Below are 26,100 nucleotides of genomic sequence, written 5' to 3' on the forward strand. Positions count from 1 at the left end.
CCAAGAGCGGACGATGTCGCGCTTGATTTCAATGAAGGTGATAGCAGGAGGGCACGCATCGCTATGTGGTGCGTTCACTCGAAAGCACGCCGTATTAACGTCGATAGCAGTCGCCCAAAAATCAGGCGTTATCGCAATATCAGAATCCACAATAGCGTCGTCACTCAACTGCTTGTCCGAAAGACTTTCGCGTCCCTTCAAACTTAGCAATGCCGTGGTGGCGAAGATCGATATGGACTTGATAATGGTACTCCGCTTGAATTGGTGGTGCCCTAGCATTCGGGCGCACTATAAGCATCTTCGTGTTAATGTCAGTTAAGAATATGTAAAAATATGTAAAGATGCCCGATCTGGTGTCTGCACACCTAGTAATGTAGCTGTGTTGCTCCTGTTGCCCAGTTGCCAGGTTTAGCAGTGATGGTACCTATGCCAGGAGTATCATCTCCCGGCCTTCTGGAAATATGCGTTTGCGAGATCGTTGCAGTCATTATTCCATCGCTCTATCAGGCAGCCAACCTTAAAATTCCTCGGTCTTCATAAACTCTAGCTGTACCGAAAACCGTCTGCGATCACGCGACTGCATGTCGCCACAAATATGGCGCCATTCGCCCAAGGCGTCGGTCTGAACTTCCCGCCTGTCTGCTGGAGGTTTCCAACCCCGCAACGGTGCCACAGCGGCATACGATCCCAAAGTTTCCATTGGTAGTCCGCGTGATGATCGCTCGGTGCAAAAGGCCATCGCCGAAGCTGTTTTTCATCTCGAGAACGCAAAATACAGAAATTGGAGCAAATGAGTTGGAACACTCAACGCTAGATCGTTGTTAGGTCAATACGACAATCATGGAGGTTCCAATGAAACATCTGGCTATAGCGTCGCTTGCTCTCATCCTTGCGGGACCCGCCCTGGCACAATCTGCAGCCGAGACGTCCGGCGTCAATTCCCTGATCGGCGTTGCCCCGAAGACAGAAGATTTCGTGAAGGAGGCAGCCACCAGCGACATGTTTGAGATCGCCTCAAGCAAGCTTGCAATCGAGCGCGGTGATGCCTCGACAAAGGCATTTGCGCAGAAGATGCTGTCCGATCACCAGAAAACCACTGACGAACTGAAGGCATTGATCGCCAGCGGAAAGGTCAAAGCCCCACTTCCTCAGGCGATGACATCAAGCCAGCAGACCATGCTCGACAAGCTGAATGGCTTACAAGGTGAAGACTTCAACAAGCAGTACCACGCCGATCAGGAATCCGTCCATGAAGATGCGGTCGATCTTTTCAAGCGTTACGGTGAGGAAGGCGATAATGCCGATCTCAAGACCTGGGCCGCGACAACACGACCGGCACTGGACCATCATCTCATGATGGTGAAGGATCTCAACACGTAAGCGGTTTGACATGAACGCTGGCACGGCTGGCCGATGAAGAGGCCAGAGCGCTGATGCTTATCAGATCTGGGACCAGTGAAAATCCCGGCCAGCCAAATCAGGAGTGGTAAGATGCAGACTAAAGATCAGAAATCGAAAGTCGAGCAGGATGCGCGCGGCCAATCCGAAAGCAACCATGCGGGTGGCTCGAACGATGGAGTTAGCAGCGCAAAACCACGCGTCATTACCCATTCGGATGATGCCACCGTGAACAGCAAGCCCCCTGGTCGCAAGCAAGCCAAGGACTGGGATATCAATTACGATGATCGCGACATGAACGACGGCGAGTTTCGAGGGTAACGCACCCCCCTGGTCCGCAAGGCGCAAAATTCTGGAACGGCGGTAAAACGCGATGCTATGCGCTACCGCCTGTCTTTCTGCGTGGCCATGATTGATCTCGCCATTGGCCGTTCAACCGTCCGATCAATAACCGCTGGCCAGTCTACATTATCGGGTTTTTGCTCTCATTTTGGCTGTCACCATTCGGATTTGCGCCGACTGGACCACCGCGATCCACTAATCATTCGAGGAGATATTTTATGAAAGCACTGTGCTGGCATGGCAAGGGCGACATCCGCTGCGACAGCGTTCCAGATCCACAAATTGAAGACGGCCGTGACGTCATCATCAAGATGACCGCATGTGCAATTTGCGGCTCAGATCTGCATCTCATGGACGGCTACATTCCCTTTATGGAAAAGGGTGATATTCTTGGCCACGAGTTCATGGGCGAGGTCGTTGAAGTCGGTCGCGACAACAAGAAACTGAAGGTCGGCGACAGGGTCGTCGTACCCTTCACTATCTGTTGTGGTGAATGCCAGCAGTGTCTTAAAGGCAACTGGTCTGTCTGCGAACGCACCAACCGCACTGCCGATAACGCAACCAAGGCATTCGGTTATCCGACCGCCGGTCTGTTCGGCTACTCGCACCTGACTGGCGCCTATGCCGGCGGTCAGGCTGAGTATGTTCGCGTTCCCTACGCCGATGTTTCCCCAATCGTCATTCCCAATGGGATGACCGATGAACAGGCACTGTTTCTGGGCGACATTTTCCCAACCGGGTGGATGGCCGCAGCCAACTGTGAGATCGAACCGACGGATATCGTCGCCATCTGGGGCTGTGGCCCGGTTGGCCAGTTTTGTATCAAAAGTGCGTTTATGCAGGGGGCGGCACGCGTTATCGCGATCGATAACGTTCCTGAGCGTCTGGCGCTGGCGCAGCAAGCCGGAGCAGAGATCATCAATTTCGACGATGAGGACGCAACCATCCCGGATCGGATCAAGGAAATGACCGGTGGTCATGGCGCCGATAAATGCATTGATGCCGTTGGTGCGGAATCGCACGCGACGGCCTCGTTCGATGCAATTGTTGATAAAGTGAAGGCAGCCACATTGCTTGGCACGGATCGTCCACATGCCCTGCGAGCCGCGATCATGGCCTGCCGTCCGGGTGGAATCGTGTCAGTTCCTGGCGTTTATGGCGGTTTCCTCGACAAGATCCCTTTTGGGGCTGCGATGAACAAGGGCTTGACGATCCGCACTGGCCAGACCCATGTGAACCGGTATTCGCTCGATCTGCTTCGCCGCATCGAGGAAGGGGAAATCGACCCGAGTTTCATCATCACGCATCGGGCGAAGCTCGAGGACGGCCCAGCCCTCTACGAAACATTCCGAGACAAGAAGGATAACTGCATTAAAGTCGTACTGACGGCGTAAGACGGTGGATGCTGGGGCGGACGCCCTCAAGGACGTGCCTCAAAGTTTCGATGCCAAAGCATGGCATCGAAACTTTCCTTTAAAAAGTGTTGGCTACGGCCCCGTCTCTCATCAAACCCTTCATCTTCAGGGCGTTCTCAATTGCAGCGCCGGACGCGGTATTATCGAAGACGCACCAGCTATCCGGGGCTAGCAGCTTTGAAAACGAGCTTATCTCGTCGTCCTTGTAGCTCGAATAGTAGATTTTCGGCTTACCGTGCAAACGGACATAGCAGGGAGCTTCTTTAAAGTCTTCTAGCGGCCACACCGGCGCCGGGTCGGCAAGAACGCGACCTATCTCGTATGTCTTGAGCAGGTCTGTCACCTCCGTCGATGTCCAGCTTTTATGCCGTACCTCGATCACGATCCGTCCGGAATCGGCGTCCCGCATTGTCTTAAATGCAGCTTCGATCTTCTCGCCATTGAACGATAGAGATGGCGGCAATTGGCAAAGCAACGGACCGCGTTTCTCTCCAAGAGGCGCTATATCCTCGAGAAATGTCCCGAACGGCTCCTCAATATCTTGCATAGCCCGGGTATGGGTGATCTCTTTGGGGATCTTGACCGAAAATCGGAAACTGTCGGGCACGGACTCGGCCCACCGCACGAAGGTCGATGTCTTGTGCCGTCGATAGAAGGTCGAGTTGATTTCCACGCCGTTGAATATTGACGCATATCTCGTCAATCCGCTGCCTTCCTCGGCAAATCGGTCGGCAACTGTTTTCGGAATCGACCAGGCAGCGGTTGCTATGATCGGCATATCGATTATCTCCTAATGAGCCGTTCACGCTTGCTTTCCCTAGGGGAACCGTCGACGCCATCACAGAGTTCCAGAACTGTTTGGCAGCCGACGGGAATGAGTATGCTGGACGTTTGAAGAACGAGTTCAAGCGTGGGTTATGACTGACACGCGAAAAATGATGCTTCCTCCAACACGCGGAACGACCAGGCGATTGGGAGAGCGGCGATGAGCCAACAAAGGCAGGCGTCTCAAGGCGCATCGATGAGTTGAAGTCATCGCTCGACGTGGAACTAGGCAAGCGTGTCTATACTGATATGGATGGGGTTGAGGCCATCGACCTTACTCCATAAGATCGTCATCGGTACCGTTGGGCTGCGCCGGCGTGATCTCGCTTTGCACGGCATATCTACTCAGCAGTCCAGCATCTTCAAGCGCTTCGATGTCTGGCAGGTCACGCAATGTCTCCATATCGAAGGCGGACAGGAAGTGTTTGGTGGTTACATAGGTATAGGGCGCACCAGGGGTCGGACTGCGAGGCCCTGAGGCAATGAAGCCAGCGCCCCGGAGCGCTGCAATGGTATCGCGGCTGACCTCCTTGCCGAAGATCTTGCTCAGTTCCGACCGGGTAACCGGCTGGAAATACCCCACCGCCATCAACACCATCGCCTCAAACTCCGACAACTTCGCTGATGCGCCGCGCGTTGGAGCAGTTGAGGCGCGTATCGTCTCAGCGTACCGCACCCGAGTTCGGTGTTGCCAACCACCGGCGACCGACACAAGTTCGTAGGGTCGGGAACGAAGTTCCTCGATGAGATCGTCAATCAGCAGATCGATGCTGCACTCTTTTCCCACCACCCGCGCCAAAGTCTCCCGGCTGACCGGCTCGGCTGAGGCAAAGATCACCGCCTCGATTCTCAGCATCCATTCCCGCCAGCGCAGTTCCGGCGGCAGGTCCTTTAGCTCCCGATCAAACAGCCGTTCGGCTGCGGCGTTCGCCCTTTCCTTGCGGGATTGTTTGGCTGTAGGGGATCCGGCCATCATTACAGTCCAAACACCCGGAAAGAGGAACGACCGGAGAGTTCGCGCACCGCTTCAAAGCTTTCCAGCCGCTCGAACAGCCGGTTGGCCGCCCAGCGGGAGAGACCGCTGCCAGGCGCCGAGGCCAGCACGGCATCTTCGTTCAGCAATCTGCGGATCACCGGATCGGCACCTTTGGTGCGAACCTTCGGTGCGACAGCCAGCAGCTGTGCCGCGCGTCGATCAACATCAACGGCGGAACGGAGTGCTGCGTCAACTCCATCGACCAGTGCCAGGCAGATCGCCTTTGGATAAGTTGGCTCGCCCGGACGAACGCGACCCCGACCACCGATTGTTCGGAAGGACGGACCAAAACGTTCAGGCAGTAGCACTGGTACGGGTTTTGGCCACTTCAGTTTTTGGGAAAGAACGACGTCGGCCAACCCAAGGGCCAGCACTTCAGTGTCCGGGCGGAGTGCGCAAATCGCTACTATCAGGTCCACTGCCACGAAGGGCACCGCTCGCCCGGATTGAATCGCAGAATCCACCACGTCGGCAATAGAGGCAAGCCCGTTGTCCCGGTGAAGATCCAACAGCGCGGCAAGCTCTTGTATAAATGGTGTGGTGATCGTCCCGGTTTGGCGCGACAGCATTCGTGTAGCCAAAAACAGCTTACCGGCGGGGCCCGGATCGTCACCGGGTGCCGTCAATAAAAGCGCGTCACGCAACGCGTGTTCGTCCTCGCTGCGGCCATACATTCTGGCGGCGATGGCAGCCGACTTCAGGGCAAGGCGGTCGCGCCAGCAGCCGAGCCAAGGCGGATCGCCCCGTATCAGATCGTCAAGCGATTTCAGAGCGATACCGGCAGAGAACGCCGCGTCGGATTCGGGAATGTCGCGATCACGCAAGAAGGCCCAGCCTGGAATACGAGGTGACCAGCTCGAGGGCGGCTCTGAGGTGGGGGTGCGCGAATCCATGTGAAAGAGGATAGATCAGGGGCGCGGTTTAATCCAGAGAGATTGCCATAACCGCACATTCTTTCGTGCTGGTTCCAACTCGATAATCAACATTCGGAACTTCTTGCCCGGCTAAAGGGTTGTGGGGATGTAACAATCCTCACCTCAATATGCAGAACATCCAGGTAATGGAGTTCCCCTGTCTGAAAGACACGATCATGAACAAGGTTCTTGCAAGCGCGATTACCGTGACGATGACATGGATGATGACTGCGGTCGGTGCTTACGCCGACGAGTCCGCTTTCTTGAAAACACTGGCGGGAAGCTGGAGCGGCAAAGGAACGGTCAAGGTGCGCACGAATGCACCCACGATCAACGTCACCTGCAGATTCAAATCAAACACAACGGCTCAATCGCTGGCATTGAATGGACGCTGTACGAGCCTCGTTGTGTTTTCTCGCGCCATCAGCGCCGATTTGAAGATCAACGGCGTGACCTATAGCGGCTCTTACGTGGGTGCGGGTACGGGCGTCGCGGGCCTGAACGGCAAACGCGGTGGAGATGCCATAAACCTTGCAATCAATTGGGCGAAAGAGGTCAATGGTGATCGACGCGCGCAGATGACAATCGAAAAAGTTGGAGCTTCCGGCATGCGCCTGACGACTGTGGATACCGATCCGGCTACAGGGAAGTCGATCGTTACCAGTCGGATCGACCTGCGTCGGGGCTGACCACTTCATCACGGAAGCGGGGTCATTCTGAAACGAAAAAGCTCGCTAATTCGGCGCGAAAATCAACAACGGCCCTTGCAACGCGCCAAGCGTTTCGTGGTAATACGGGTTTAAAAACTCCCTGCCAGATTGACCTGCGCTGCGCTTGACCGCAGACCTTTGCCAAACTCGCCGGAATAACTGAACGTCAGGCGGGCCGACTTCGAAAGCCTGGTGGAAATCCCGAACTTCGCCAGCAGAGCATCCTTTGGCATTTCCACGCCTTCGACGACAAATGGTGTGCCGCCAGCAAATGCAAGATTGGAATACGGCGCCACGTCGCCTTCGATATGCCGCCAGCCCAGCATGCCGGAGACGGCAACAGGGAAATTGTCTTCCGGCCACCTCCAAGACCAGCGCAGGCCGATCGTGGAGATTGCAATCTCGTCACTGCTTTTTGCTGCCAACAGGCTCGCATCGCCGCCATTTTCGCGGAAAGCATCAGTCTTGAGATTGACATAGGCTAAGTTGCCGAAGGGCTGGAGCTTGATCGTATCAAGTTCATGCGTCCAAGAGAGATCTGCGAAAACCTGGCTGGTGACACTGGCATAGTCAGCGGTGAGCTGGCTGGAAATCGTTCCAAAGGAGATATCGCGCAGGGTTGATGCGTCGTTATGGGAAAAGATGGCGCCGCCAATAACGTTCAAGGCGCCAATATCACCCGTAGCATAGAGACCTGCGTGATAGGACTCGGTCTTCCCCTGCTCGAACGAGTCATGACTGTAACCCACCAAGCCGCCGAGACGCCACGGGTCGGAGACCGACGCATCCACTCCCATGACGACGCCTGCGGTGCGGGTATCGATTCCGGCTGCATTTCCATTCCCTGACCAACTGTTGGACGATAGAAAGCTGTTGCTCCAGACCGTCACATCCTCCTTGCGCTGATCAAGATCCAAGGCCATTTCGTCAAGCACCGCGTCGCGTGCAAAACGGCTCTCCCACAGCAGCGCGGTTTTGAGCGAGGCATGAACTTCACCGCTCAATTGCGAGAAGGCGCTGTTCGCAGTGGAGGAGTTCAGTGATAGGACCGCATCGTAAATCGAGTTTCCTGTCCCCAAGGCTTCAACGGCAACACCGGTTGCCTGGCCGTTTGCGGTATCCGCGACATCTTCGAATGCTACACTATTGCGGTCGAGCTGCATGTCTATCGTGGTGACACCATAGGTCAACGTTGGCGTCAGGAAAGCGAAATCACTTGAAACGCTGTCGAAGGTGCCAGTGATGCGGCTTGCAGTCAGGATGGTATAGGTGGTTGTCAGCCCGTAATTGCCACCTGCCGCTCTAATTTCAAGCGTTCCCCCTTGGATGGAGACCGTGCCTGTCGCATCCACCCGGTCAGAGGCACCGTTGGCATTGATGTCGATCTGGTAGATCGACCCTGTGCGAAAGGTCACATCACCATCGACGGTGAGCGTTCCTATGTCTCGCCCAGGGGAAAGTATACCGCCTGCGTTGACGAAAAGCTCGCCAATGGTCCCGTTGCCTGAAAGAAGTCCGCCCTCATCGATGACGACTGCTCCGGCGACGGTTCCATCGTTGATCAGCGAACCGCTTGCAATCGTGGCCGTTCCATCAATCGTGCCGGTATTGGAAAAGATGCCGCCAGTGTTGACGAGCGCGGCGATTGTTCCGTCGTTCGAGGCGCTGCCAGAATTGGTAACCGTGCCTGCCACAGCGCCATTGTTGTTGATGAATTCGCCCGCCGCCTCATTATCGACATCAGCCAATGTGGCATTGTTGACAACACGACCTCCGCTGACCGTCGTTGTACCCGTAACGGTACCGCCAGAATTGTTCGTGAAAGTACCGTCATCGTTTTGAAGCGCCGCGACGGTCCCCGCATTGGTCACCGTGCCAGAGTTTTTTATAGTGCCAGCGGTTGCTCCAGAGTTGTTGACGAATAGTGCGGCGACAGCAACGTCCGCATCGGTGATGACGAAGTTGTTGGTGACGGTTCCGCCTGTGATTGTTGATTTGCCGGTAATCGTACCGCCTGCATTGTTGGTAAAATTTCCAGCCGTATTGGTCAGGCTCTCGATGGTCCCGGCATTCGACGAATTGCCTGCATTGACGACGACACCGGCGGTGGCACCGCTGGCATTGGTGAATGTTGCACCTGCTGCAACATCGACGTTGTGAAGCGTGGCGTTGTTCGTCACGCTGCCACCGGTAATAGTGCTATCCCCCGTAACCACCCCGCCGACATCATTGGTGAATGTACCGGCATCGTTCTGTAGCGAGGCAATGGTTCCCGCATTGACGACGGTGCCTGAATTCCTGACTGCGCCGGCTGTTGCACCGGTGTTGTTGACGAATGCCGCCGCCGCCGCGACATCGGCTTCGGTAACGACGAAATTGTTGGTGACGGTTCCACCCGAAACCGTCGTCTTTCCCGAAATTGTCCCGCCGGCATTATTGGTAAAATTTCCGGCGGTATTGGTCAGGCTTCCGATCGTTCCGGCGTTGGATGCCGTCCCGGCATTGGTAACTTCGCCCGCGGTTGCGCCGCTATTATTGACGAAGGTCCCGCCTGTGGAGATATTGACCTCGTCAACAGTGCCATTGTTGGACAGCGCGGTCCCTGTCTCTACCATGGCACCACTGAGCTCACCGTTTACGGTGACGTTGCCGTTGTTGAGCGTCAACTGGCCATTGAGGTTGCCATTGATGGAAAGGCTACCGCCATCAAGGCTGACGTTCGAGTTCATCACCCCGCCCGCATTGACGCTAACGCTGCCTGAGGTGATCGTGGTGCCGTTCGTGGCGGTCAATGCACCTGTGTCGGTGATGGTGACGTTTCCTCCATCAACGTCCAGACGATTGACTGTCACCTCGTTGGTGACTTGTGGAGAGCCTGTATCGACATGCGCATCATCGCTAGCCCCTGGCGCCGAGGGGATCCAGTTCGATGCATTGCTAAATTCGTTGTCAGCGTTTCCGGACCATGCCGATTGCGCGAAGCAATGCGTGGGCAACACAGTGGAGGCCAGTGCTGTGAACACACATAATCGGTGACGGAATGCTGGCAGCAATGGTTTCATCTCGATCGGCCAACGTTAGCGGACGCCCGTATACATCTACGGGACGGTTAACGATTGTTATCCGAGCTTGGTTAATGAAATCCTCCATTTTCCATCGGGAGATCATCTTCGATGATTTGGAGTGATCGGTCACGATGCACAACCGATCTGACGTAAGCAGCGTTAGGCTAGCCCTTGGATATCGTTTGTTTCTTCAGCCATTTTAGCACTTGGATCTCGCCTTCGTCCATCCATTGAAGAAGGCGTTCACTCGTGGTTTTCAACTTAAGGACATCACGAAGCGTACCCGTTTGGAAGTCTTCGAACACGGCGGGATGTATGTAGGAAGACCGACAGACAGATCGTGTATTGACCAGCTTCGCAGCGACTGCGTCAATCGCTTCATTGAGTTGGCGGGCCAGTTCGCGTTTCGTCGTAGCGGGCTCGGCAGAAGCCAGTGCCTCCACTGCCATGCACGTTGCGCCCCACGTCCTGAACTGGCGTGAACTAAAATCGTCACCTGTCATCTCTCGGATATAGGCATTCACATCATGCGAGGAGATCGGTCTGCATCCGCCTTGATCGCAAACGTATTGAAAAAGATGCTGCCCTGGAAGTTCCTGTAGTTTTCGCAGGACATTGGCGATCCGCCGGTCACTATGGGCAAGGTTCCATTCCTTGCCGGATTTGCCTTTGAACCGAAACTTAACGCTGGCGCCTTCGACCCGCACGTGACGACTGCGCAACGTGGTCAGGCCGAACGACTTGTTCGCCTCTGCATAGGCAGCGTTTCCGATCCTGATATAGAGGTTATCGAGCATCCATACGACGGTTGCCAACGCCTTGTCGAGGTTAAGGCCACGCGAACGAAGATCGATGTCGACCCTCTCGCGCAGGTCTGGAAGTCGGGACGCGAAATCGGCCAACCGTTCGAACTTGGCTTTACCTCGTTCGGCGTGCCAGTCTTTATGATATCGATATTGCCGACGCCCTCTCGCATCCGTGCCGATTGCCTGAAGGTGTGAGAACGGATTGGTCGAGATGACGACGTCTGTATAGGCGGGCGGTATTGCCAGCGAATTTAGACGAGCAATCTCATCAGCCTGGGTAATTCGCCGCCCGTCTGGCCGGTAATAGAGGAAGCCTCTGGCACCCATCTTCCGGGTTATCCCGGTCTCCAATCCTGCAACATAAACGAGCCCGGACGTAAGCTCGGCTTCGGTCGCGTTTCTATCGATTTCGGTGGTGATCTGGTTCATTCCCGAAATAACTATGGAACGGCCTGCGGGTTCCATGATCAGGCTGACGCAGACAGCGATCGGCATTTCAATTGCCGGGATGACGCCAACTGGCCGAACGGCGGCGGGTTCTTGTAAGCAGCTTTTGACACGTCACGCCATAGCTCTCTACCTGCGAGGGCGGCCTATATTTGAGCACGCATTTTGCTTCAAGCCCGAAATTTGAACAAAAACCACAAAAACCACATAGAGAATTGTCGCAAACGCCATCTGAATCGGTGATGTGGTTGCGTGGCACGCAAATTGCTTTGACTGATTTGACCGTTTTGGCGGTTCTGTGAGTTTCTATAAGAAAAGGGGAACCTATGAGTTCAGAGATCAATCGCCGTCGCTTCCTGCAAGGAACCGTCGGGGCGGCCGCTGCCGCAGGCTTTATGCAGATGAACCCCGACTTCTTCATTTCCTCCGCCTTTGCCCAGTCGGGCAAGGTCATGACGTTTCTCTCTGCCGAAAATATCACCGGCAACTGGGACCCGACGGCCCACACGACGCTCTCGCAGAAAAATATCGAGGGGTTCGTCATGGGCTTTCTGACGCGCTCGCCAATGAAGCTCGATAATCCCGGTGAGGTGGTCTACGAACTGGCAACCGACATCAAACTGCTGGATGCACATCGGTTGCAGATCAAGCTGCGACAGGGCATCACGTTCCATGATGGCAAGCCTTTCAAGGCCGAAGATGTCAAGGCCACTTTTGAATATGGCTCCAGGGCCGATCGTCCGGCCCAATGGTATCCAGGGCCGACCGAAACCCTCACGATTGAGACACCGGACGATTACACCGTCATCATCGACACGTCCAAGGGTGGTTATCCGGCCCATCTCTTCATCTTCCTCGCCTCTTTCCTTCCCATCATGTCGGCAAGAGACGTTGCAGGCGGTCCAGGTGGTGTTCTCTCTCAACGCTTGAATGGCACGGGACCGTTCAAATTCGTTGAGCAGCGCGGCAATGACACGGTAATGGCCGCTTTCGATGGCTATTTCAAAGGCAAGCCAGGCATTCCCGGCATCAACTTTACCTTCACTGGCGATTCCACCACGCGTATGCTGTCGCTGATGAATGGTCAGGCTTCGATTGTCGAGCGTCTGGAGCCAGAACAGGTGGCGACGCTGAAAGGCAATCCGCAAATCGCCATCAACGAGGTTGTTTCGGTTGAAAACAAATATCTTTGGTTCCGGTGCTCCAAGCCGCCTTTCAACGATCCGCGGGTGCGGCTGGCAGCTTGCCACGCCATCGACCGTGACATGATCCTCGAAGTGCTCGGATCGGCAGGTCATGCGTCGTCCAACTTCGTGTCGCCAGTCAAGTTCGGCTATGTCGATCTGGAAAATTATCCGAAATACGATCCAGAAAAGTGCCAGGCACTGCTTGCTGAAGCAGGCTTTCCAAACGGCAAGGGCTTGCCACCGCTCGAATATATTACCTCGGTTGGGTTCTATCCCAAGACCAAGGAATATGGCGAGGTGCTGACAGGCATGCTGAACGAACAGGGCTTCCCCGTCAGCCTGACCGTGCTGGAGCCTGCGGCATGGAACGAACAATTGTACGATCGCCCAGGCGGCGGACCCGGCCATATGGTCGATTGCGGCTGGTCAACGGCATCACCGGAGCCCGATCTTGTTCTGCGAACGCACTTCCATTCAAGCTCCAAGCGCATTTGCGGCATTGTCGACAAGGACATTGATGCAAGCCTCGACAAGGAGCGCAATGCTGCAACCCTGGAAGAGCGCAAGAAAGTTCTGCAATCCGAAACGATGCCTTTGATCGCTTCGAAAATGCCGGCCCTATCGCTGTTCACCTCTGTCATGATCCACGCCATGCAAAAGGAGTTCAAGGAAGGCCTCTACATTTATCCAGACGGGTCCATGGACGCTTCAAAGCCCGCTGCATGATGCTGCATCGGACGTAAGACTGGCCGCACGCCGGAGATTTCAGCGTGCGGCGACCATCAGGACCGAAGCGGAGTGCATGCCGATGTTCGCATTGAATTTCCTCGTCAGACGGCTGTTTCAAGGTGCGATTATTATTTTTCTGGTGTCTTTGCTGATCTTCACCCTGCTTCGGGTGGTGCCAGGCGATCCCGTGCGCATGATGGCGGGCGGCATGGCCCCTGAAGCCCTGATCGAGAAAATCGCCAAGGATATGGGATTGCGTGATCCGATCCTCGTTCAGTTCGGGCGCTATATGTCTGGCGTGGTGCAGGGTGATCTTGGCGAATCCTTTGTGCGCCCCGCCAATGGCGCGGCAACAGGCGGCTCGAGTTTCAACGATACAACGCGCGGCGAGCGCGCCAAGGTTTTCACTCTGATTTTTGGTGCCTTGCCCATGACCTTGCAACTTGCAGCGGTCACGCTTGTCATCGCCCTGATATTTTCCAGTATTGTCGGCATGGCCGGAGGGTTGGCACCGGGGCGATGGCCGGACAAGCTGGCCTTCTATATCTCCTCGATCTTCATATCCCTGCCGAATTTCTGGCTCGGAATCGTGCTTGCCTTGCTGTTTTCGGTCAAGCTCGGCTGGCTTCCGGCCATCGGCTATCAGGGTTTTGCCTATACGATCCTGCCCGCCATCGTCCTGGCTGTCGAACTTGCGCCGGTGTTGATCCGCACGCTGGTCAGTTCCGTCTCCGCCCAGATGATGGAGCCTTACGTGTCGGTTGGGCGGGTTCGCGGCCTGAGCAACAGCCGCATCATTGCCAATCATGCGCTGCGCAATGCGTCCGTGCCGCTGCTCAATCTGCTGGGCGTGCAATTTTCCAGCCTGCTCGGCGGCGTGATCATCGTTGAATATATCTTCGATTACCCCGGCCTTGGCCTGCTGACCATCAACGCCGTGCTGCAACGGGATTTTCCGCTGATCCAGGGCATTGCCATCGTTACCAGCGCCATCTTCGTGCTGATCAACATCCTCGTTGATCTTGTTGCCACCACCATTGATCCGAGGCTCGAATACTGATGACCTTCACCAGCCCAGCCCCTTCGGCCATCATGGCACCTGCCCTGTCCCGATCGATCCCCCGACGGATCTATGACAAGGCCTCTTCCACACCGGGTTTTCGCATTGGCGTTGCCATCTTTCTGCTGCTGGCTCTCGCAGCGGCACTCTATCCCGAACTGAGCGGTCTCGACCCGACAAAAATGAACGTGCGTGCCCGGCTGCTTCCCCCCCTGTTCATTGGTGAGACCTGGAGTTTTGCCCATCCACTTGGCACCGATCAGATTGGTCGTGACATGCTGGTCCGCTCACTGGTGGGCTTGCGCTATTCGTTTCTGATTGGCGTATCCTCTGTCGTGGTGATGCTGATTATCGGTTGCGCGCTTGGCACGCTTGCCGGCTATTTTGGCGGACGCACCGATGCAATCATCATGCGCCTGACCGATGCGCAACTATCGATCCCGATGATCATTCTGGCCATCTCGGTTCTGGGCGTATCGCGTCCGACCATTCCGGCGATCATTCTTGTACTAGGGCTATCCAATTGGCCGGTCTATGCCCGCATCATGCGTAGCATTGTGATGACGGAGCGACAGGGGGAATATGTCCGTGCCTCAAAGCTCGGTGGCTCCACAGACCTGCGCATTATCCTGACGCTGCTCGTGCCGCTACTGCTGCCGCCCGTGCTGTTCATCTCGGTGCTGGATGTGGCGCGGATGATGATTTTCGAATCCATTCTGGGCTTTCTTGGCCTTGGTGTTCAGCCACCGACGCCGACCTTTGGCAATATCATCGCGGATGGACGCAAATATCTGCTCAACGCCTGGTGGATTGCCACCATGCCCGGAATTTTCCTCGGCCTGACGCTCACCAGTATCAATCTGGTTGGCGCATCGCTGGAACGGGCAAGAAACACCATTCACGGAGGCGCTGAATAATGACACCCCCGCTTCTTGAACTCAAAGATCTAGTGGTCACGGCTGGCCACGCCGAACAGCGCCGGATTCTTGACGGCATATCGTTCAAATTACAGCCCCGCGAGATCGTTGGCGTTGTTGGTGCCAGCGGTGCGGGCAAAACGGTATTGTCAAAGGCCGTGGTCAACTGGTTGGAGCCGCCGCTGAGCGTGCAGTCGGGACAGGTGCTGTTTGAGGGCACAGATATTTTTGCTATTGGTGCGGCAGAAATGCGCAAATTGCGTCGCCGCGTGGCCTATGTCGGGTCTAACCCAATGGGGGCTCTTGATCCGACCTTGTCGGTTGGTGCTCAGATTGTTGAAAAGCTGCGGGCCGTTGTTCCCGGCACCTCGTATGGGGATGCGGAAAAGCGGGTGATTTCCTTGCTGGAGGCCGTGCGAATTCCCTCAGCACGCAGCCGCTTTGATGATTACCCATCCCAGTTCAGTGGCGGGATGATGCAGCGAGCCCTGATTGTCGATGCGCTGATTACCAATCCGGCGCTGCTGATTGCCGATAACGTCACCCAACCGCTGGATGTGACGGTGGCGGCGCAGGTGATCCGTTTGATGAAAGAGCTGACGGCTGATTTCGATACGGCCGTTTTGTTTGTTTCCTCCTCTCTTCCGGTAGCGCGTGAAGCCTGTTCGCGCATTCTCGTCATGGAGGATGGCCGGATCGTTGAAGAACAGTCGGCAGAAAACCTGATTGCCACACCAATCTATCCCTACACACGCGAACTGGTGGCCCAGACGCCGAAAATCTGGCTTGAAAAAAACGCTGTTGCACGCCTCGACGATGACAGGCCGGTGGTGATCAGCCTGCGTGACGCCTCACAGATCTACAAGGTTCGCAAGAAGACCGGCCTTGGCGGGGTCAACAACGTGCGGGCGGTGCGCAATGTGACGTTTGATATTCGCAGAGGTGACAGTTTCGCCATTGTTGGCGAATCCGGCTGCGGTAAATCCACGCTGATGCGGCTGTTGAGCCGTCTCGAACGTCCAAGCTCCGGTCAGGTTCTGTGCAAAGACAAAGACATTGCCCAGCTGGGCGGCAAGGACCTTTTGGCGTTTCGCAGCACGCTGCAAATGGTGTTGCAGGACCCCTTCGGCTCTCTGCCGCCCCGCACCACCGTTGGCCGCATGCTGGAAGAGCCGCTACGAACCCATGGATGGCGTGACAAGGCAACAATCCGTACGCGCGTGCTGAAGGTGATGGGCGAGGTTGGCCTGCCTGCTGCGCTCTATGAGGAGTTACCACTGGGGCTCAGCGCCGGTCAGCGTCAACGCATCAATGTGGCGCGCGCTCTGGTGCTGGAACCTGAAATTCTGATCATGGATGAAACACTGTCGGCGCTCGATCAGGCCGAGCAGTTCAAATTGCTTGACCTGTTCCAGACGTTGCAGAAGGACTACAACCTCACCTATATTTTCATCTCCCATGATCTGGCCATGGTCCGCAAGGTCTGCAACCGTGTGGCGGTGATGTATCTGGGTGAGGTGTTTGAACTGGCGGAAAACGAGCGGTTGTTTTTCGATCCGGGCCATCCCTATACAAAAGCGCTGCTCAGCGCCATGCCAACGCTGGAAGAGCGGCGCTACCAGCCGCAGGAATGCCTGCTGGAAGGCGAGCCGCCCAGCCCGATCCACATTCCGGACGGATGCAGCTTTAAGTCGCGCTGTCCGCATGCCATGGAAAAATGCAGCACAATCAGTCCAAGTCTGACCGACAGGGGAGAACAGGATTTTGCCGCCTGTCATCTCGTCAATCCGATTTTTGGAACAGTGCCGGACAAAGGATTGCTTGCAGAGGCTAGCCCCTGACGAAAGACAGACTCCATATTGAAACAGGCAGAGAACAGCAGGAAAAAACAAGCCCATGAGTTTTACGGAAAACCGCATCAAACACATTCTGGAGATGCTGAAACTGCATCAAAGAGTGACTGTTGTTGCACTGTCCGAGCAGTTGCAGGTCAGCCATGAATCCATCCGTCGCGATTTGAAGGAATTGGAGATCCGTGGCTATGCGCGTCGGGTCTATGGTGGCGCCGTGATCGACGGACATGACAGCGACCAACCGTTCGGTGAGCGTATCCGGGTCAGCGCCCGGGAAAAAGCCCGCATCGGTGAGGCTGCGGCCTCCATGGTCGAAAACGGCATGAAGATTTTCATCGATACCGGCACCACGACACTGGCCTGCCTGAAACATCTAGAATCCCGCAGGGATGTGACAATCGTCAGCAATTCCATTGCGGTTGCGGCCCATTTTTTCCCCTACCCCGATGCCAGTGTGCGCGTTCTGGGCGGTCGCATGCGACCGGAATATCAGGCGACGTACGGTCACGAGACGGTTGCTGCCCTCAAGGAGCATTTTTTCGACCTGGCGATCATCGCCATCAGTGCCATCCATCTGGAACGGGGCTTTATGGACTTTGGCGAGGATGAAGCCGTCCTGCGCCGCATTGCCCGTGGGCAGGCCAGCCGCTCCATCATCGTGGCGGACAGTTCAAAATTCGGACGGCTTGGCTCTATCCATACCTTTGGCCTGAGCGACATTGACGCCGTGGTGACCAGCGGTGTGCTGCCCAAAGACTTTTCCGATTATTTTTCGCAATCAAACGTGGACATCATCAATGCCTGAAGCGTCTCCAAAATCATCCAAAGCGCCTATTAATACCAAGAGGTTTCAGGCGATGGTCGATACATTGTCTTCCTTCGGCGGCGGTCCGGACGGTTCCATGAACCGGCTTACATTGTCGCAGGAAGATGGCAGGGCGCGCGACTGGCTTGCGTCCTGGTTTGCTGAAAATGGGTTTGTTCAATCCGTGGACGCCATTGGCAATCAGTTTGGTTCAGCACCGCTGGCCGGGGCAAATGCCCCTGTTGTCATGGTTGGTTCTCACATTGACAGCCAGCCGAATGGTGGGCGTTTTGATGGAGCACTGGGTGTCGTTGCGGCCTGCGAGGCCGTTTTGGCGGTGCGCGAACGATTGGCGGCGGAAAATCGTCTTGCGGCCTGCAATTTCCAGGTCGTGAACTGGACAAATGAGGAAGGTGCGCGGTTTCAACCGAGCCTGTTGGGAAGCAGCGTTTTTACCGGTGCGGCCGAACTGGACTGGGCACTTGACAGGGCTGATGGCAACGGCGTCACGGTTCGCCAGTCGCTTCAGGAGATTGGCTATGCGGGCAAGGACAAGGTACCCGTGCCAGACGCCTTGATCGAGCTGCACATTGAAGGTGCAAGCACGCTGTTTAACGCTGAGGAGAAATTCGGGGCCTTCACCCGTTTCTGGGGGGCCACAAAATACCGCCTCGCTTTTCTCGGCTGTCAGGCCCACACCGGTCCAACGCCGATGGCGGAGCGCAAGGATGCACTGTTGGGTGCCGCCTATCTGATGGCCGATCTGCGGGCCATGGTGGACGCTTACGGACTTGAACTTCACACCTCTGTTGGCCGTCTGGAGGTTTTTCCCAATTCGCCCAATATCGTTCCGGCGGAAGCCGTGTTGTTCATCGAGTTGCGATCTGCCTCGCCGGAGATTTTGGAGGAGGCCGAACAGAAGCTGAAGGTTGCCGCTGAAACTGCTGCTGCAAAAGCTAAAATCGATTATGAAATACGCTCCATTGACCGGCGCAAGGCAGGCAATTTTGCGTCCGGCCTGGTTTCTCTGGCGGAACAGACGGCCAAAAGCTATGGCGAACCGATGCGTCATCTCGATACGGTCGGCGGCCACGACGCCGTGGCGCTGTCTGCTGTTTGCCCAGCCGTGGTGCTTGCCGTGCGCAGCCAGAACGGCGTCATTCATCACCCCACGGAATACACGACACCGCAAGACCAGGCATTTGGCACGCAGGTTCTGGCCGACATGCTCTATCGCCTTGCCTGCGACGGGCTGGAGGCTGCGCAACACAATGAGGCGGCGCAATGAAACCACTCGGCACACCAGACAATGAAGATGAAGCCCGCGTTGAGCGCGCCTTATCGCGTTTCACCACCCTCCCCTTGCACACCCTGACCTACCGTGTCGCGCTGCCTGCCGTGGCTTCGCCGTCTTATCATGCGGTGGAATCCGTCACATTCGACATCGCGCCTGATGGCACTGAGCCGACATTGTTCCTGAAGGTGGCCGGAGATGAAACGAAAGAGCTGGTGGATGATGCCATCTCTTTTGCGGCGGCAACGCGCCTGCATGATCTCGGGTTTTCACCAAAACCAATTGCCTGCTCCCCCCCCGACAGGGCGATGCTTTGGGAGCGTCTGGGACAAGGCTGGCGGGCGGCGAAAATCGACGACCTCATGCACGAGGCTCCCGTATTGCAGTTGATCAAAATGCAGAAGGCGATTGCCGCAGGCCCATTATTGGGTAGGCCGTGGTCGGTCTTCGAGGGGATCGATGGGCTTTGGGCCATCATGCAAACTCTGCAAGCCCCGCTGCCGGGGGATGCGTCCTGGATGTATGCCTGGACCAGGACACTCCACTCCGCCATTTCTGCTGCTGGTGTTGATTTTTGTGCGGCTCACGGCGATCCGCATTCGTCCAATGTGATGATCGGTGCGTCCGGCCAATTGCAGCTGGTGGACTTCGATATGGCTGGTGACATGGACCCCTATTACCAGCTTGGGGTGCAGATGAATGAGCTTTACCAGTTTGAGAGCCAAATGAAGCCACTTCTTGAAATGCATGATGGGGCCTTTTCCACCAAGGCCTTTGCCCGCTGCCGCCTGTACGCGGCAGCCGATGATTTCTATTGGGCCTTGCGCAGCATGCTTCTGGAAATGCGCTCTCCCCGACGCAGCGTCGAGTTTCTGAAATATGCCGAATGGCGTTTCCTGCGGTGCAGAATGCTGTTGGGTCGTCCCGGATTTGAGGAACTGGTCAGGTCGATTTGAAACAGGAGTAGGATCATGAACGAAATTGGTATGGCGACCACCGATGCCGAGCACGCCGTGGAGGCTGCACTCACTCAAGTCGCAGGCTGGCAAGGCCGTAAACTGCGCTATCGAGCCGTTCTCGGCGGTATCAGCAACACCAATTTTCGCATTGAGGTGGAAGGAGATTCCCTCTCCTATTTCCTGAAAATTCCTGGCCGTGGTACGGAAATGTTTATTGACCGCAAGGCGGCGGCGGCGGCCAGCAAACAGGCCGAAACCATCGGCATTGGGCCGCGCACATTTGATTATCTCGCCCATTTGGACATTGAAATTGCAGAATTCATCGAAGGTCGCAGACCATCCACCCATCGTGACTTTGCCGACCCGCAGATCCGCCACAAAGCTGTTTCCCTCTATCGTGATTTTCACGCGGCGCCAGAACTGCCGCTGACCAAAACCGTCTTTGACATGATCGACGAGCACTATGCGCAAGTGGAAGAGTTGGGCGGCTATTGGCCCGTTGATCACACATGGCTGCAAGGGCAGTATAGACAGGCACGCATGGCTCTTGAGGCGTCCGGCCTCGATCTCGTTGCCTGTTTCAATGATCCGATGCCCGGCAACTTCCTGATTGGCGAGAACAAATCGATCAAGCTCATCGATTTCGAATATGCCTCCAACAATGAGCGCCTCTATGATCTGGCGATCTGGAGTGGGGAAATGTTCTTTTCGGAAGCAATCGATCGGGAAATCATCGAGGATTACTTCGGCTACTATGATACCGGCTATCATGCCCGCTTCATCGTGCTGAAGGCCTTGGCTGACATAAAGTGGAGCACCTGGGCCATGGTGCAGAACCGGATTTCAACGCTCGATTTCGATTTCTATAAATATGGAATCTGGAAACATATGCGCGCGCGCTCCATTATAAACGACCCTCGCTGGCCGCACTTTCTAAAATCCCTGTAAGAATTGATTTTCGCTTTTGGATCATCGTTGGTTAGGCGCGACATTATCTTCTGTACCCAGCAAAAAAATACGCACCTGAACTTTAATCGGGTCGCTCGCGTCAACCCAGAGGTTCCGCGGGATGTATCCGGGTGGTCGCATCAGTTGTTTTGGCGTCCAGAGATTCAGTTTCAAATGGTAAGATAAAACTTACCATCTCGTGCTAAAAATCGCTGATCCCAGGTGCTGTCACTAATCTTTCATTTGTAACGGAACCGACATTGTGGTGTTGCGTTTCTGCGCAACGCCGACGGAGAAGTTCTTATGAAGATGGGCTCATTTTGCGCTGTATTACAAGATAGACTCTCTACCTCTACCGTTCTTGTCGCCCTCACCCTTGGTATATCCATCTGTCCCGTACAAGCTGCGGATGATGCTATCATTCCTGTCACGGCTATAACGGCGAAGATGGAGACGATGCACCGTGTCATCAATGGGATCGGCACGATCGAACCTCTTCAGTCCGTTATCGTCAGACCACGCATCGAAGGCCAGGTGGTCGAGATACCCTTCGCAGAAGGGGAGATAGTCGACAAAGGCAGTGTTTTGCTGAAGCTGGATAATCGCGAGCTCGTCTCTAACCTCGTGTCGGCAAAGGCGAAAAAGGCACAGGACGAAGCGCAGTTGCGAAGCGCCAAATTGGATGCGGAGCGATATGCGTCCCTTGCGGAAAAAGGAGTGGCCTCTCTCTCCGTGATGGAGCAAAAGAATGCTGCTAATCAGCAATATACCGCAGCCGTCCAGTATGATGATGCCATGATCAGGAATGCTGAAACGCAGCTCAGTTTCGCGACGATCCTAGCTCCCTTTACTGGACGTACAGGCTTCAAGCAGGTCGATATCGGCAGCATTGTCAGTACAACATCCACAAATGGTATCGTGACGGTGACGCAGATGGACCCGATAGGCGTGTCTTTTGTTGCGCCTGGTGATAGATTTGCCGAAATCCGTGATGCGTTAAAAGACGGGATCGCAGATGTGGAATTGGAAACCACGGATGGTACGAGAAAACTTTCAACGGGCAAGCTGACCATCATTGATAATGCCGTCGATTCCTCAAACGGCTCTATTCACCTGCGTGCGACATTCGACAACAAGACCGGGGCGCTTTGGCCGGGTCTGCCGGTGGCGACACGATTGACTGTTGAAGTGCGAAAGGGCGTGGTGGTGCCGGACAAGGCGCTGGCGCGTGGCCGTGACGGTCTCTATGCCTTCGTTGTTGGCGCGGATCACAAAGTCAGCAAACGCAGCGTGAAAACGGCCTTTGTTACGGATGCGATGGCTTTGGTCACCGATGGTATCAACGCCGGTGATCAGGTCGTCATGGATGGACAATCCCGCATCGCTGACAAGGTGACGGTGGCGGTCACGCCGTGGACCGGATCGCCAATCGGCGAGCTTTCCGGCGAGGTCTCCCAATGACATTGGCTGGTAGTGTTAAAAGCGAACAGCCAAGAAAATCCAGCTTCTTTGACTTTTTTATCGATCACCCGGTCGCTACCGGACTGATTATGGTCGGGATATTCCTGATTGGCGCCATCTGCTATCCTTTTATGCCGGTATCGGCACTGCCGCAGATCGATTTTCCTACGGTGCAAATCGCGGCAAGCCTGCCTGGGGCCTCTCCGGATACCATGGCGGCAAGTGTTGCCCAGCCTATCGAACAGGCCTTGTCCCGGGTCAGTGGCATCGCGGAAATGACCTCGACCAGCTCGCTCGGGACAACATCGATCACGGTTCAATTCTCTCTCGATGAGAACATCCAGACGGCAGCGAGCGATGTGCAAACAGCAATCAGCGAGGCCTCAGGGCAATTGCCTAAAGACATGTCTTCGCTGCCAACAGTCCATAAGGTCAATCCGGCAGATGCCCCGATCATGCAGCTTTCGGCAAGCTCAGACAGCCTGACATTGCCCGAACTCGACGAATATATCGAGCGCAATGTGGCGTCGAAGATCGGCCAGGTCTCCGGTGTCGCTTACGTGAATATTGGCGGCAAACAAAAGCCTGCAATCCGTATCGCGGTCGATCCAGGTCGCTTGGCACAGTCTGATGTGACGCTTGAAGACGTGCGCACCGCGATCGGTAATCTCAGCTTGAGTGCGCCCAAGGGCAATATCGACGATCCAACCCGTAGTTTTCCAATTTACACAAACGATCAGATTTCAAGCAGTGCGGAATGGAACGATGCCGTCATTGCTTATCGCAATGGCGGGCCGGTCCGCATCCGGGATATTGGTCAGGCTGTCGATGGCGCAGAAGACGCCAAAATGGCCCATTGGACCAACAATACGCGGGGCATAGCGCTGGACGTGTTTCGTCAACCGGGAGCCAATGTCATTGCCGTAGTCGATGCGGTCAAATCACAGCTCCCTGCCCTTCAAGCCTCTTTGCCACGATCCATCAAGCTGGAATTGGTGACGGACAGAACCACGACCATTCGCGCCTCCGTCGATGACGTGCAGTTCACCTTGATGCTCACCGTTGGCCTTGTGGTTCTGGTGATTTTTCTGTTTCTGCGCAGTGTGAGCACTACCATTATTCCTGTGCTCACTCTGCCTATTGCGCTGGTTGGTTCGCTAGCACCTATGTGGGTGCTGGGCTTCAGTCTCGACAATTTATCGCTCATGGCACTGGTTGTTGCTGTCGGCTTTGTCGTGGACGACGCCATTGTCATGCTTGAAAACATTGCCCGCCACATTGAGGATGGCATGCCGCCTGTGGATGCAGCGCGCAAAGGCGCTGGCGAAATCGGCTTCACGATCATTTCCATCAGTTTGTCGCTGATTGCCGTGCTTATTCCGATCCTGTTGCTCGGCGGCATTGTTGGGCGATTGTTTCGAGAGTTTGCAGTTACGCTGACCATTGCCATTGCCATCTCGGCCTTTGTATCACTGACATTGACACCCATGCTGGCCTCACGCTTCATACGAGCGACGCCTCCCCAGCGGCGCGGACGCTTCTATCGTGCTGGGGAGGCATTTTTTAATTGGCTTCTCTCGCTTTATGCCCGCAGCCTGACGCCGGTTATTCGCCATCGTTACATGACACTTGCGGTTTTCATCGGCACGATTGTTGCGACCGGTTATCTGTTTGTAATTGCACCGAAGGGTTTTTTTCCTGAGCAGGATACCGGCTTTATCGCGGGCTTATCTCAAGCATCTCCCGACATCTCGTTCAGTGAAATGGCGAAGCTCCAGGAACGTGTCAGTGCTATTATTCTGAAAGATCCTGCCGTCTACAGCGTGTTTATGGACATTGGTGGTGGTAATGGCGGCAATGCTCTCAATCAGGGACATGTCAACATCACGCTGAAACCGCTTTCGGAGCGCGGCGTGAGCGCAAAGCAGGTCATCGATCGGCTTGGTGAAGCTTTGAATGTTCAGCAGGGCATAAAGCTGTTCATGCAGTCAGCGCAGGATATCAATATTGGTGCACGGCCTGCCAAAACCCAGTACCAATACACGCTTCAAGATGGCAATATTGCAGAACTGGCGACTTGGTCCACGAAAATCACTAGTCGGTTGCAGGGATTGCCGCAATTGCGGGATGTTGGTAACGACCAGCAGGCCGAGGCGCCAAACCTGTCCATTCATATTGATCGTGCTGCCGCCACCCTTTACGGGGTGATGCCATCGACCATCGATGAAACCCTTTATGACGCCTTTGGGCAGCGTCAGGTCGCCTCTTATTCCACACAGAGCGATACGTTCCACGTTGTTCTGGAAGTGTTGCCAAACCTGCAGCGGGATATCGCCACACTGGATCGCCTGTCGTTGAGAGCTAATAATGGAACGCTGATCCCGCTTTCCGTGGTTGCCAAATGGACGACCAATGGCGTCTCACCAGTGTCCATTTCCCATCAAGGGCAATCACCAGCGGTGACCGTATCTTTCAATCTTGCCCCGAATGTTGCGCTTGGTGAGGCGACAGCCGCAATCGAAAATGCGGTGGCCACCATGCACCCGCCAGCATCGTTGCAGGCGAGTTTTTCGGGCAGCGCCAAGGCTTTTCAGGAATCACTGGCAACCGTGCCGTTCTTGATCCTTGCATCGCTTGTCGTGGTCTACATCATCCTCGGCGTTCTCTACGAAAGCCTTATCCATCCGCTGACAATCCTTTCAACCCTGCCCTCGGCTGGGCTCGGCGCGCTTCTGGCGTTGCAAGTGGCGGGATTCGATTTTGGGCTTGTGGCGATGATCGGGGTTATTCTGCTGATCGGGATCGTCAAGAAAAACGGTATCATGCTGGTTGATTTTGCGATTAACGCCGAGAAGAACGAAGGGTTGAGCAGCGAAGAGGCGATTGTCAAAGCAGCGCATATGCGGTTTCGTCCGATCCTCATGACCACTATGGCGGCCCTTTTGGGCGGCCTTCCCCTTGCAATTGGTCACGGCTCCGGATCGGAACTGCGCCAACCGTTAGGTTACGCCATAGTTGGTGGTCTGCTGGTCAGCCAGTTACTCACCCTTTATACGACGCCGGTGATTTACTTGCTGCTCGATCAGTTGCGTCAGCGAAAAAACAGAGACTAAGTGTGTCGGTTTAACAGGAAATGGTCGTGTCGTAATTCTTTGGCGATGAACCTATACTAGGTCTTTTATGCTGGCATTTAAGAGTCGGATCGAGGGCGGAATATTCAAAGTCTTTTGTCGACCACAAGCGATCGATATGCTCCGCTTGGCAGCCGAGTGGAGGTCGCATTTTCAGCGAGTTTTCATTAGCGCCAGTCGTGCTGACGAGGAGATGATCCACGCTGTCTTGCACACGGCCCATATGTGCATCGCGGTTAAGGAGCCAATTCTCATTTCTACACTTCCCTCGATATTTGACAGAGCCGCCGTCCTATCGGTCGGTTGCGGTGACAGGTAGCCCCTCCTCTCCCCTTTTGACCGGCATCAGAGACGCTTTTCCTGAAATTACCGCGTAATACGAAGAGTCATTGAATATGACTCATCGTATTCCGTTTGCGAATATCTCAAACCACTGATGCATTTGAGATATTCGCAATCCCTTCAAGGCGAGGATGCGTCAGCATCTTCGAGCCTTGGTATAACTCGTGTGGGATTCGGCGCGGCGTGGCGATGCAAAACCTTGCTACGCCTGTGCAAAACAACGTTTCGATCCTGCAAATCTGCATTTTGTTAAAGCTGGTGCTAGGGTCGAGAATCTGTCTAAATATCAGATAACTATTGTGAAATAGGTAGGAAAGTTCAATGTGGCAAGGTCGCGTTAACCTTTTGCTAACCTAAAACTCCTTGCTCGAAAATCCGAATCGGCGCTAATGATTAATGGCGAAGTTTTACTGGTTTCGCGAAAATTAGCGCCGATAGCAAAAAATGGGTTTTGAC

At 55.1% G+C, this 26,100-nt stretch carries 20 protein-coding genes; 15 read left to right on the forward strand and 5 right to left on the reverse strand.

What is annotated here, in order from left to right; genetic code table 11:
• The first annotated feature begins 852 nt into the window (after positions 1-852).
• The 3 genes from G6L01_RS25660 to G6L01_RS25670 all read left to right on the forward strand — a co-directional run bounded on the left by G6L01_RS25660 (position 853) and on the right by G6L01_RS25670 (position 3,134).
• A complete protein-coding gene (locus tag G6L01_RS25660; protein WP_070166142.1) occupies positions 853-1,380 on the forward strand; it encodes a DUF4142 domain-containing protein in 528 nt (175 codons plus the stop codon).
• A 111-nt stretch (positions 1,381-1,491) separates the two neighbouring features.
• Positions 1,492-1,719, forward strand: coding sequence for a hypothetical protein (locus G6L01_RS25665; protein WP_070166143.1), 228 nt, complete (start codon positions 1,492-1,494; stop codon positions 1,717-1,719).
• Positions 1,720-1,958: 239 nt separating this feature from the next.
• Entirely contained in the window at positions 1,959-3,134 is a 1,176-nt protein-coding gene (locus G6L01_RS25670) for a zinc-dependent alcohol dehydrogenase (RefSeq protein ID WP_070166144.1), read from the forward strand.
• A 79-nt stretch (positions 3,135-3,213) separates the two neighbouring features.
• Here the strand turns inward: G6L01_RS25670 and G6L01_RS25675 are convergent, their stop codons facing one another.
• The 3 genes from G6L01_RS25675 to G6L01_RS25685 form a co-directional block, all read right to left on the reverse strand.
• The gene (locus G6L01_RS25675) at positions 3,214-3,933 is read right to left on the reverse strand and encodes a DUF72 domain-containing protein (RefSeq protein WP_060719991.1); all 720 of its coding nucleotides are present in this window, start codon (positions 3,931-3,933) and stop codon (positions 3,214-3,216) included.
• 321 nt (positions 3,934-4,254) lie between these two features.
• Positions 4,255-4,953, reverse strand: coding sequence for an SMC-Scp complex subunit ScpB (gene scpB, locus G6L01_RS25680; RefSeq protein ID WP_070166183.1), 699 nt, complete (start codon positions 4,951-4,953; stop codon positions 4,255-4,257).
• 2 nt (positions 4,954-4,955) lie between these two features.
• Positions 4,956-5,909 (reverse strand): DUF1403 family protein, encoded by a 954-nt coding sequence (locus G6L01_RS25685; RefSeq protein ID WP_070166145.1) that lies wholly within the window; start codon positions 5,907-5,909, stop codon positions 4,956-4,958.
• A 197-nt stretch (positions 5,910-6,106) separates the two neighbouring features.
• On the opposite strand from G6L01_RS25685, the gene G6L01_RS25690 reads away from it, so the two are divergent.
• The gene (locus G6L01_RS25690; RefSeq protein WP_060719989.1) at positions 6,107-6,619 is read left to right on the forward strand and encodes a hypothetical protein; all 513 of its coding nucleotides are present in this window, start codon (positions 6,107-6,109) and stop codon (positions 6,617-6,619) included.
• A gap of 110 nt (positions 6,620-6,729) precedes the next feature.
• On the opposite strand, the gene G6L01_RS25695 is transcribed toward G6L01_RS25690, so the two are convergent.
• Positions 6,730-9,492, reverse strand: a complete 2,763-nt coding sequence (locus tag G6L01_RS25695; RefSeq protein ID WP_337692738.1) for an autotransporter outer membrane beta-barrel domain-containing protein — start codon at positions 9,490-9,492, stop codon at positions 6,730-6,732.
• Between the two features lie 377 nt (positions 9,493-9,869).
• Positions 9,870-10,940, reverse strand: a complete 1,071-nt coding sequence (locus tag G6L01_RS25700) for a DNA topoisomerase IB (RefSeq protein ID WP_060720105.1) — start codon at positions 10,938-10,940, stop codon at positions 9,870-9,872.
• A gap of 170 nt (positions 10,941-11,110) precedes the next feature.
• On the opposite strand from G6L01_RS25700, the gene G6L01_RS25705 reads away from it, so the two are divergent.
• The 11 genes from G6L01_RS25705 to G6L01_RS25755 all read left to right on the forward strand — a co-directional run bounded on the left by G6L01_RS25705 (position 11,111) and on the right by G6L01_RS25755 (position 25,284).
• Complete coding sequence (locus G6L01_RS25705; RefSeq protein WP_156545127.1) at positions 11,111-11,260, forward strand: hypothetical protein; 150 nt, start codon at positions 11,111-11,113, stop codon at positions 11,258-11,260.
• A gap of 24 nt (positions 11,261-11,284) precedes the next feature.
• Positions 11,285-12,871, forward strand: coding sequence for an ABC transporter substrate-binding protein (locus G6L01_RS25710; protein WP_060719987.1), 1,587 nt, complete (start codon positions 11,285-11,287; stop codon positions 12,869-12,871).
• A gap of 82 nt (positions 12,872-12,953) precedes the next feature.
• On the forward strand, positions 12,954-13,934 hold the full coding sequence (locus tag G6L01_RS25715) for an ABC transporter permease (protein ID WP_070166184.1): 981 nt from the start codon (positions 12,954-12,956) through the stop codon (positions 13,932-13,934).
• On the forward strand, positions 13,934-14,851 hold the full coding sequence (locus tag G6L01_RS25720; protein ID WP_070166147.1) for an ABC transporter permease: 918 nt from the start codon (positions 13,934-13,936) through the stop codon (positions 14,849-14,851). Before G6L01_RS25715 ends, G6L01_RS25720 begins: the two co-directional genes overlap by 1 nt.
• Positions 14,851-16,692 (forward strand): ABC transporter ATP-binding protein, encoded by a 1,842-nt coding sequence (locus G6L01_RS25725; RefSeq protein WP_060719985.1) that lies wholly within the window; start codon positions 14,851-14,853, stop codon positions 16,690-16,692. The genes G6L01_RS25720 and G6L01_RS25725 overlap by 1 nt, the downstream gene beginning before the upstream one ends.
• Positions 16,693-16,747: 55 nt before the next feature.
• A complete protein-coding gene (locus G6L01_RS25730) occupies positions 16,748-17,509 on the forward strand; it encodes a DeoR/GlpR family DNA-binding transcription regulator (protein WP_060719984.1) in 762 nt (253 codons plus the stop codon).
• Positions 17,502-18,797, forward strand: a complete 1,296-nt coding sequence (locus G6L01_RS25735) for a Zn-dependent hydrolase (RefSeq protein WP_070166148.1) — start codon at positions 17,502-17,504, stop codon at positions 18,795-18,797. Before G6L01_RS25730 ends, G6L01_RS25735 begins: the two co-directional genes overlap by 8 nt.
• On the forward strand, positions 18,794-19,759 hold the full coding sequence (locus G6L01_RS25740) for a phosphotransferase (RefSeq protein WP_060719982.1): 966 nt from the start codon (positions 18,794-18,796) through the stop codon (positions 19,757-19,759). The genes G6L01_RS25735 and G6L01_RS25740 overlap by 4 nt, the downstream gene beginning before the upstream one ends.
• A gap of 15 nt (positions 19,760-19,774) precedes the next feature.
• Positions 19,775-20,710 (forward strand): choline/ethanolamine kinase family protein, encoded by a 936-nt coding sequence (locus G6L01_RS25745; protein ID WP_060719981.1) that lies wholly within the window; start codon positions 19,775-19,777, stop codon positions 20,708-20,710.
• Between the two features lie 303 nt (positions 20,711-21,013).
• A complete protein-coding gene (locus G6L01_RS25750; protein ID WP_081089192.1) occupies positions 21,014-22,171 on the forward strand; it encodes an efflux RND transporter periplasmic adaptor subunit in 1,158 nt (385 codons plus the stop codon).
• Between the two features lie 89 nt (positions 22,172-22,260).
• Positions 22,261-25,284 (forward strand): efflux RND transporter permease subunit, encoded by a 3,024-nt coding sequence (locus G6L01_RS25755; RefSeq protein WP_234891862.1) that lies wholly within the window; start codon positions 22,261-22,263, stop codon positions 25,282-25,284.
• Positions 25,285-26,100: the final 816 nt, after the last annotated feature.

Origin of the sequence: Agrobacterium vitis, assembly GCF_013337045.2 — a bacterium.
Lineage (GTDB): Bacteria > Pseudomonadota > Alphaproteobacteria > Rhizobiales > Rhizobiaceae > Allorhizobium > Allorhizobium vitis_B.

Bases quoted from the DNA above. Each gene is read 5' to 3' on its own strand.
- G6L01_RS25660 (WP_070166142.1), top strand. From the start codon at position 853: ATGAAACATCTGGCTATAGCGTCGCTTGCTCTCATCCTTGCGGGACCC.
- G6L01_RS25665 (WP_070166143.1), top strand. From the start codon at position 1,492: ATGCAGACTAAAGATCAGAAATCGAAAGTCGAGCAGGATGCGCGCGGC.
- G6L01_RS25670 (WP_070166144.1), top strand. From the start codon at position 1,959: ATGAAAGCACTGTGCTGGCATGGCAAGGGCGACATCCGCTGCGACAGC.
- G6L01_RS25675 (WP_060719991.1), bottom strand. From the start codon at position 3,933: ATGCCGATCATAGCAACCGCTGCCTGGTCGATTCCGAAAACAGTTGCC.
- scpB (WP_070166183.1), bottom strand. From the start codon at position 4,953: ATGGCCGGATCCCCTACAGCCAAACAATCCCGCAAGGAAAGGGCGAAC.
- G6L01_RS25685 (WP_070166145.1), bottom strand. From the start codon at position 5,909: ATGGATTCGCGCACCCCCACCTCAGAGCCGCCCTCGAGCTGGTCACCT.
- G6L01_RS25690 (WP_060719989.1), top strand. From the start codon at position 6,107: ATGAACAAGGTTCTTGCAAGCGCGATTACCGTGACGATGACATGGATG.
- G6L01_RS25700 (WP_060720105.1), bottom strand. From the start codon at position 10,940: ATGAACCAGATCACCACCGAAATCGATAGAAACGCGACCGAAGCCGAG.
- G6L01_RS25710 (WP_060719987.1), top strand. From the start codon at position 11,285: ATGAGTTCAGAGATCAATCGCCGTCGCTTCCTGCAAGGAACCGTCGGG.
- G6L01_RS25715 (WP_070166184.1), top strand. From the start codon at position 12,954: ATGTTCGCATTGAATTTCCTCGTCAGACGGCTGTTTCAAGGTGCGATT.
- G6L01_RS25720 (WP_070166147.1), top strand. From the start codon at position 13,934: ATGACCTTCACCAGCCCAGCCCCTTCGGCCATCATGGCACCTGCCCTG.
- G6L01_RS25725 (WP_060719985.1), top strand. From the start codon at position 14,851: ATGACACCCCCGCTTCTTGAACTCAAAGATCTAGTGGTCACGGCTGGC.
- G6L01_RS25730 (WP_060719984.1), top strand. From the start codon at position 16,748: ATGAGTTTTACGGAAAACCGCATCAAACACATTCTGGAGATGCTGAAA.
- G6L01_RS25735 (WP_070166148.1), top strand. From the start codon at position 17,502: ATGCCTGAAGCGTCTCCAAAATCATCCAAAGCGCCTATTAATACCAAG.
- G6L01_RS25740 (WP_060719982.1), top strand. From the start codon at position 18,794: ATGAAACCACTCGGCACACCAGACAATGAAGATGAAGCCCGCGTTGAG.
- G6L01_RS25745 (WP_060719981.1), top strand. From the start codon at position 19,775: ATGAACGAAATTGGTATGGCGACCACCGATGCCGAGCACGCCGTGGAG.
- G6L01_RS25750 (WP_081089192.1), top strand. From the start codon at position 21,014: ATGAAGATGGGCTCATTTTGCGCTGTATTACAAGATAGACTCTCTACC.
- G6L01_RS25755 (WP_234891862.1), top strand. From the start codon at position 22,261: ATGGTCGGGATATTCCTGATTGGCGCCATCTGCTATCCTTTTATGCCG.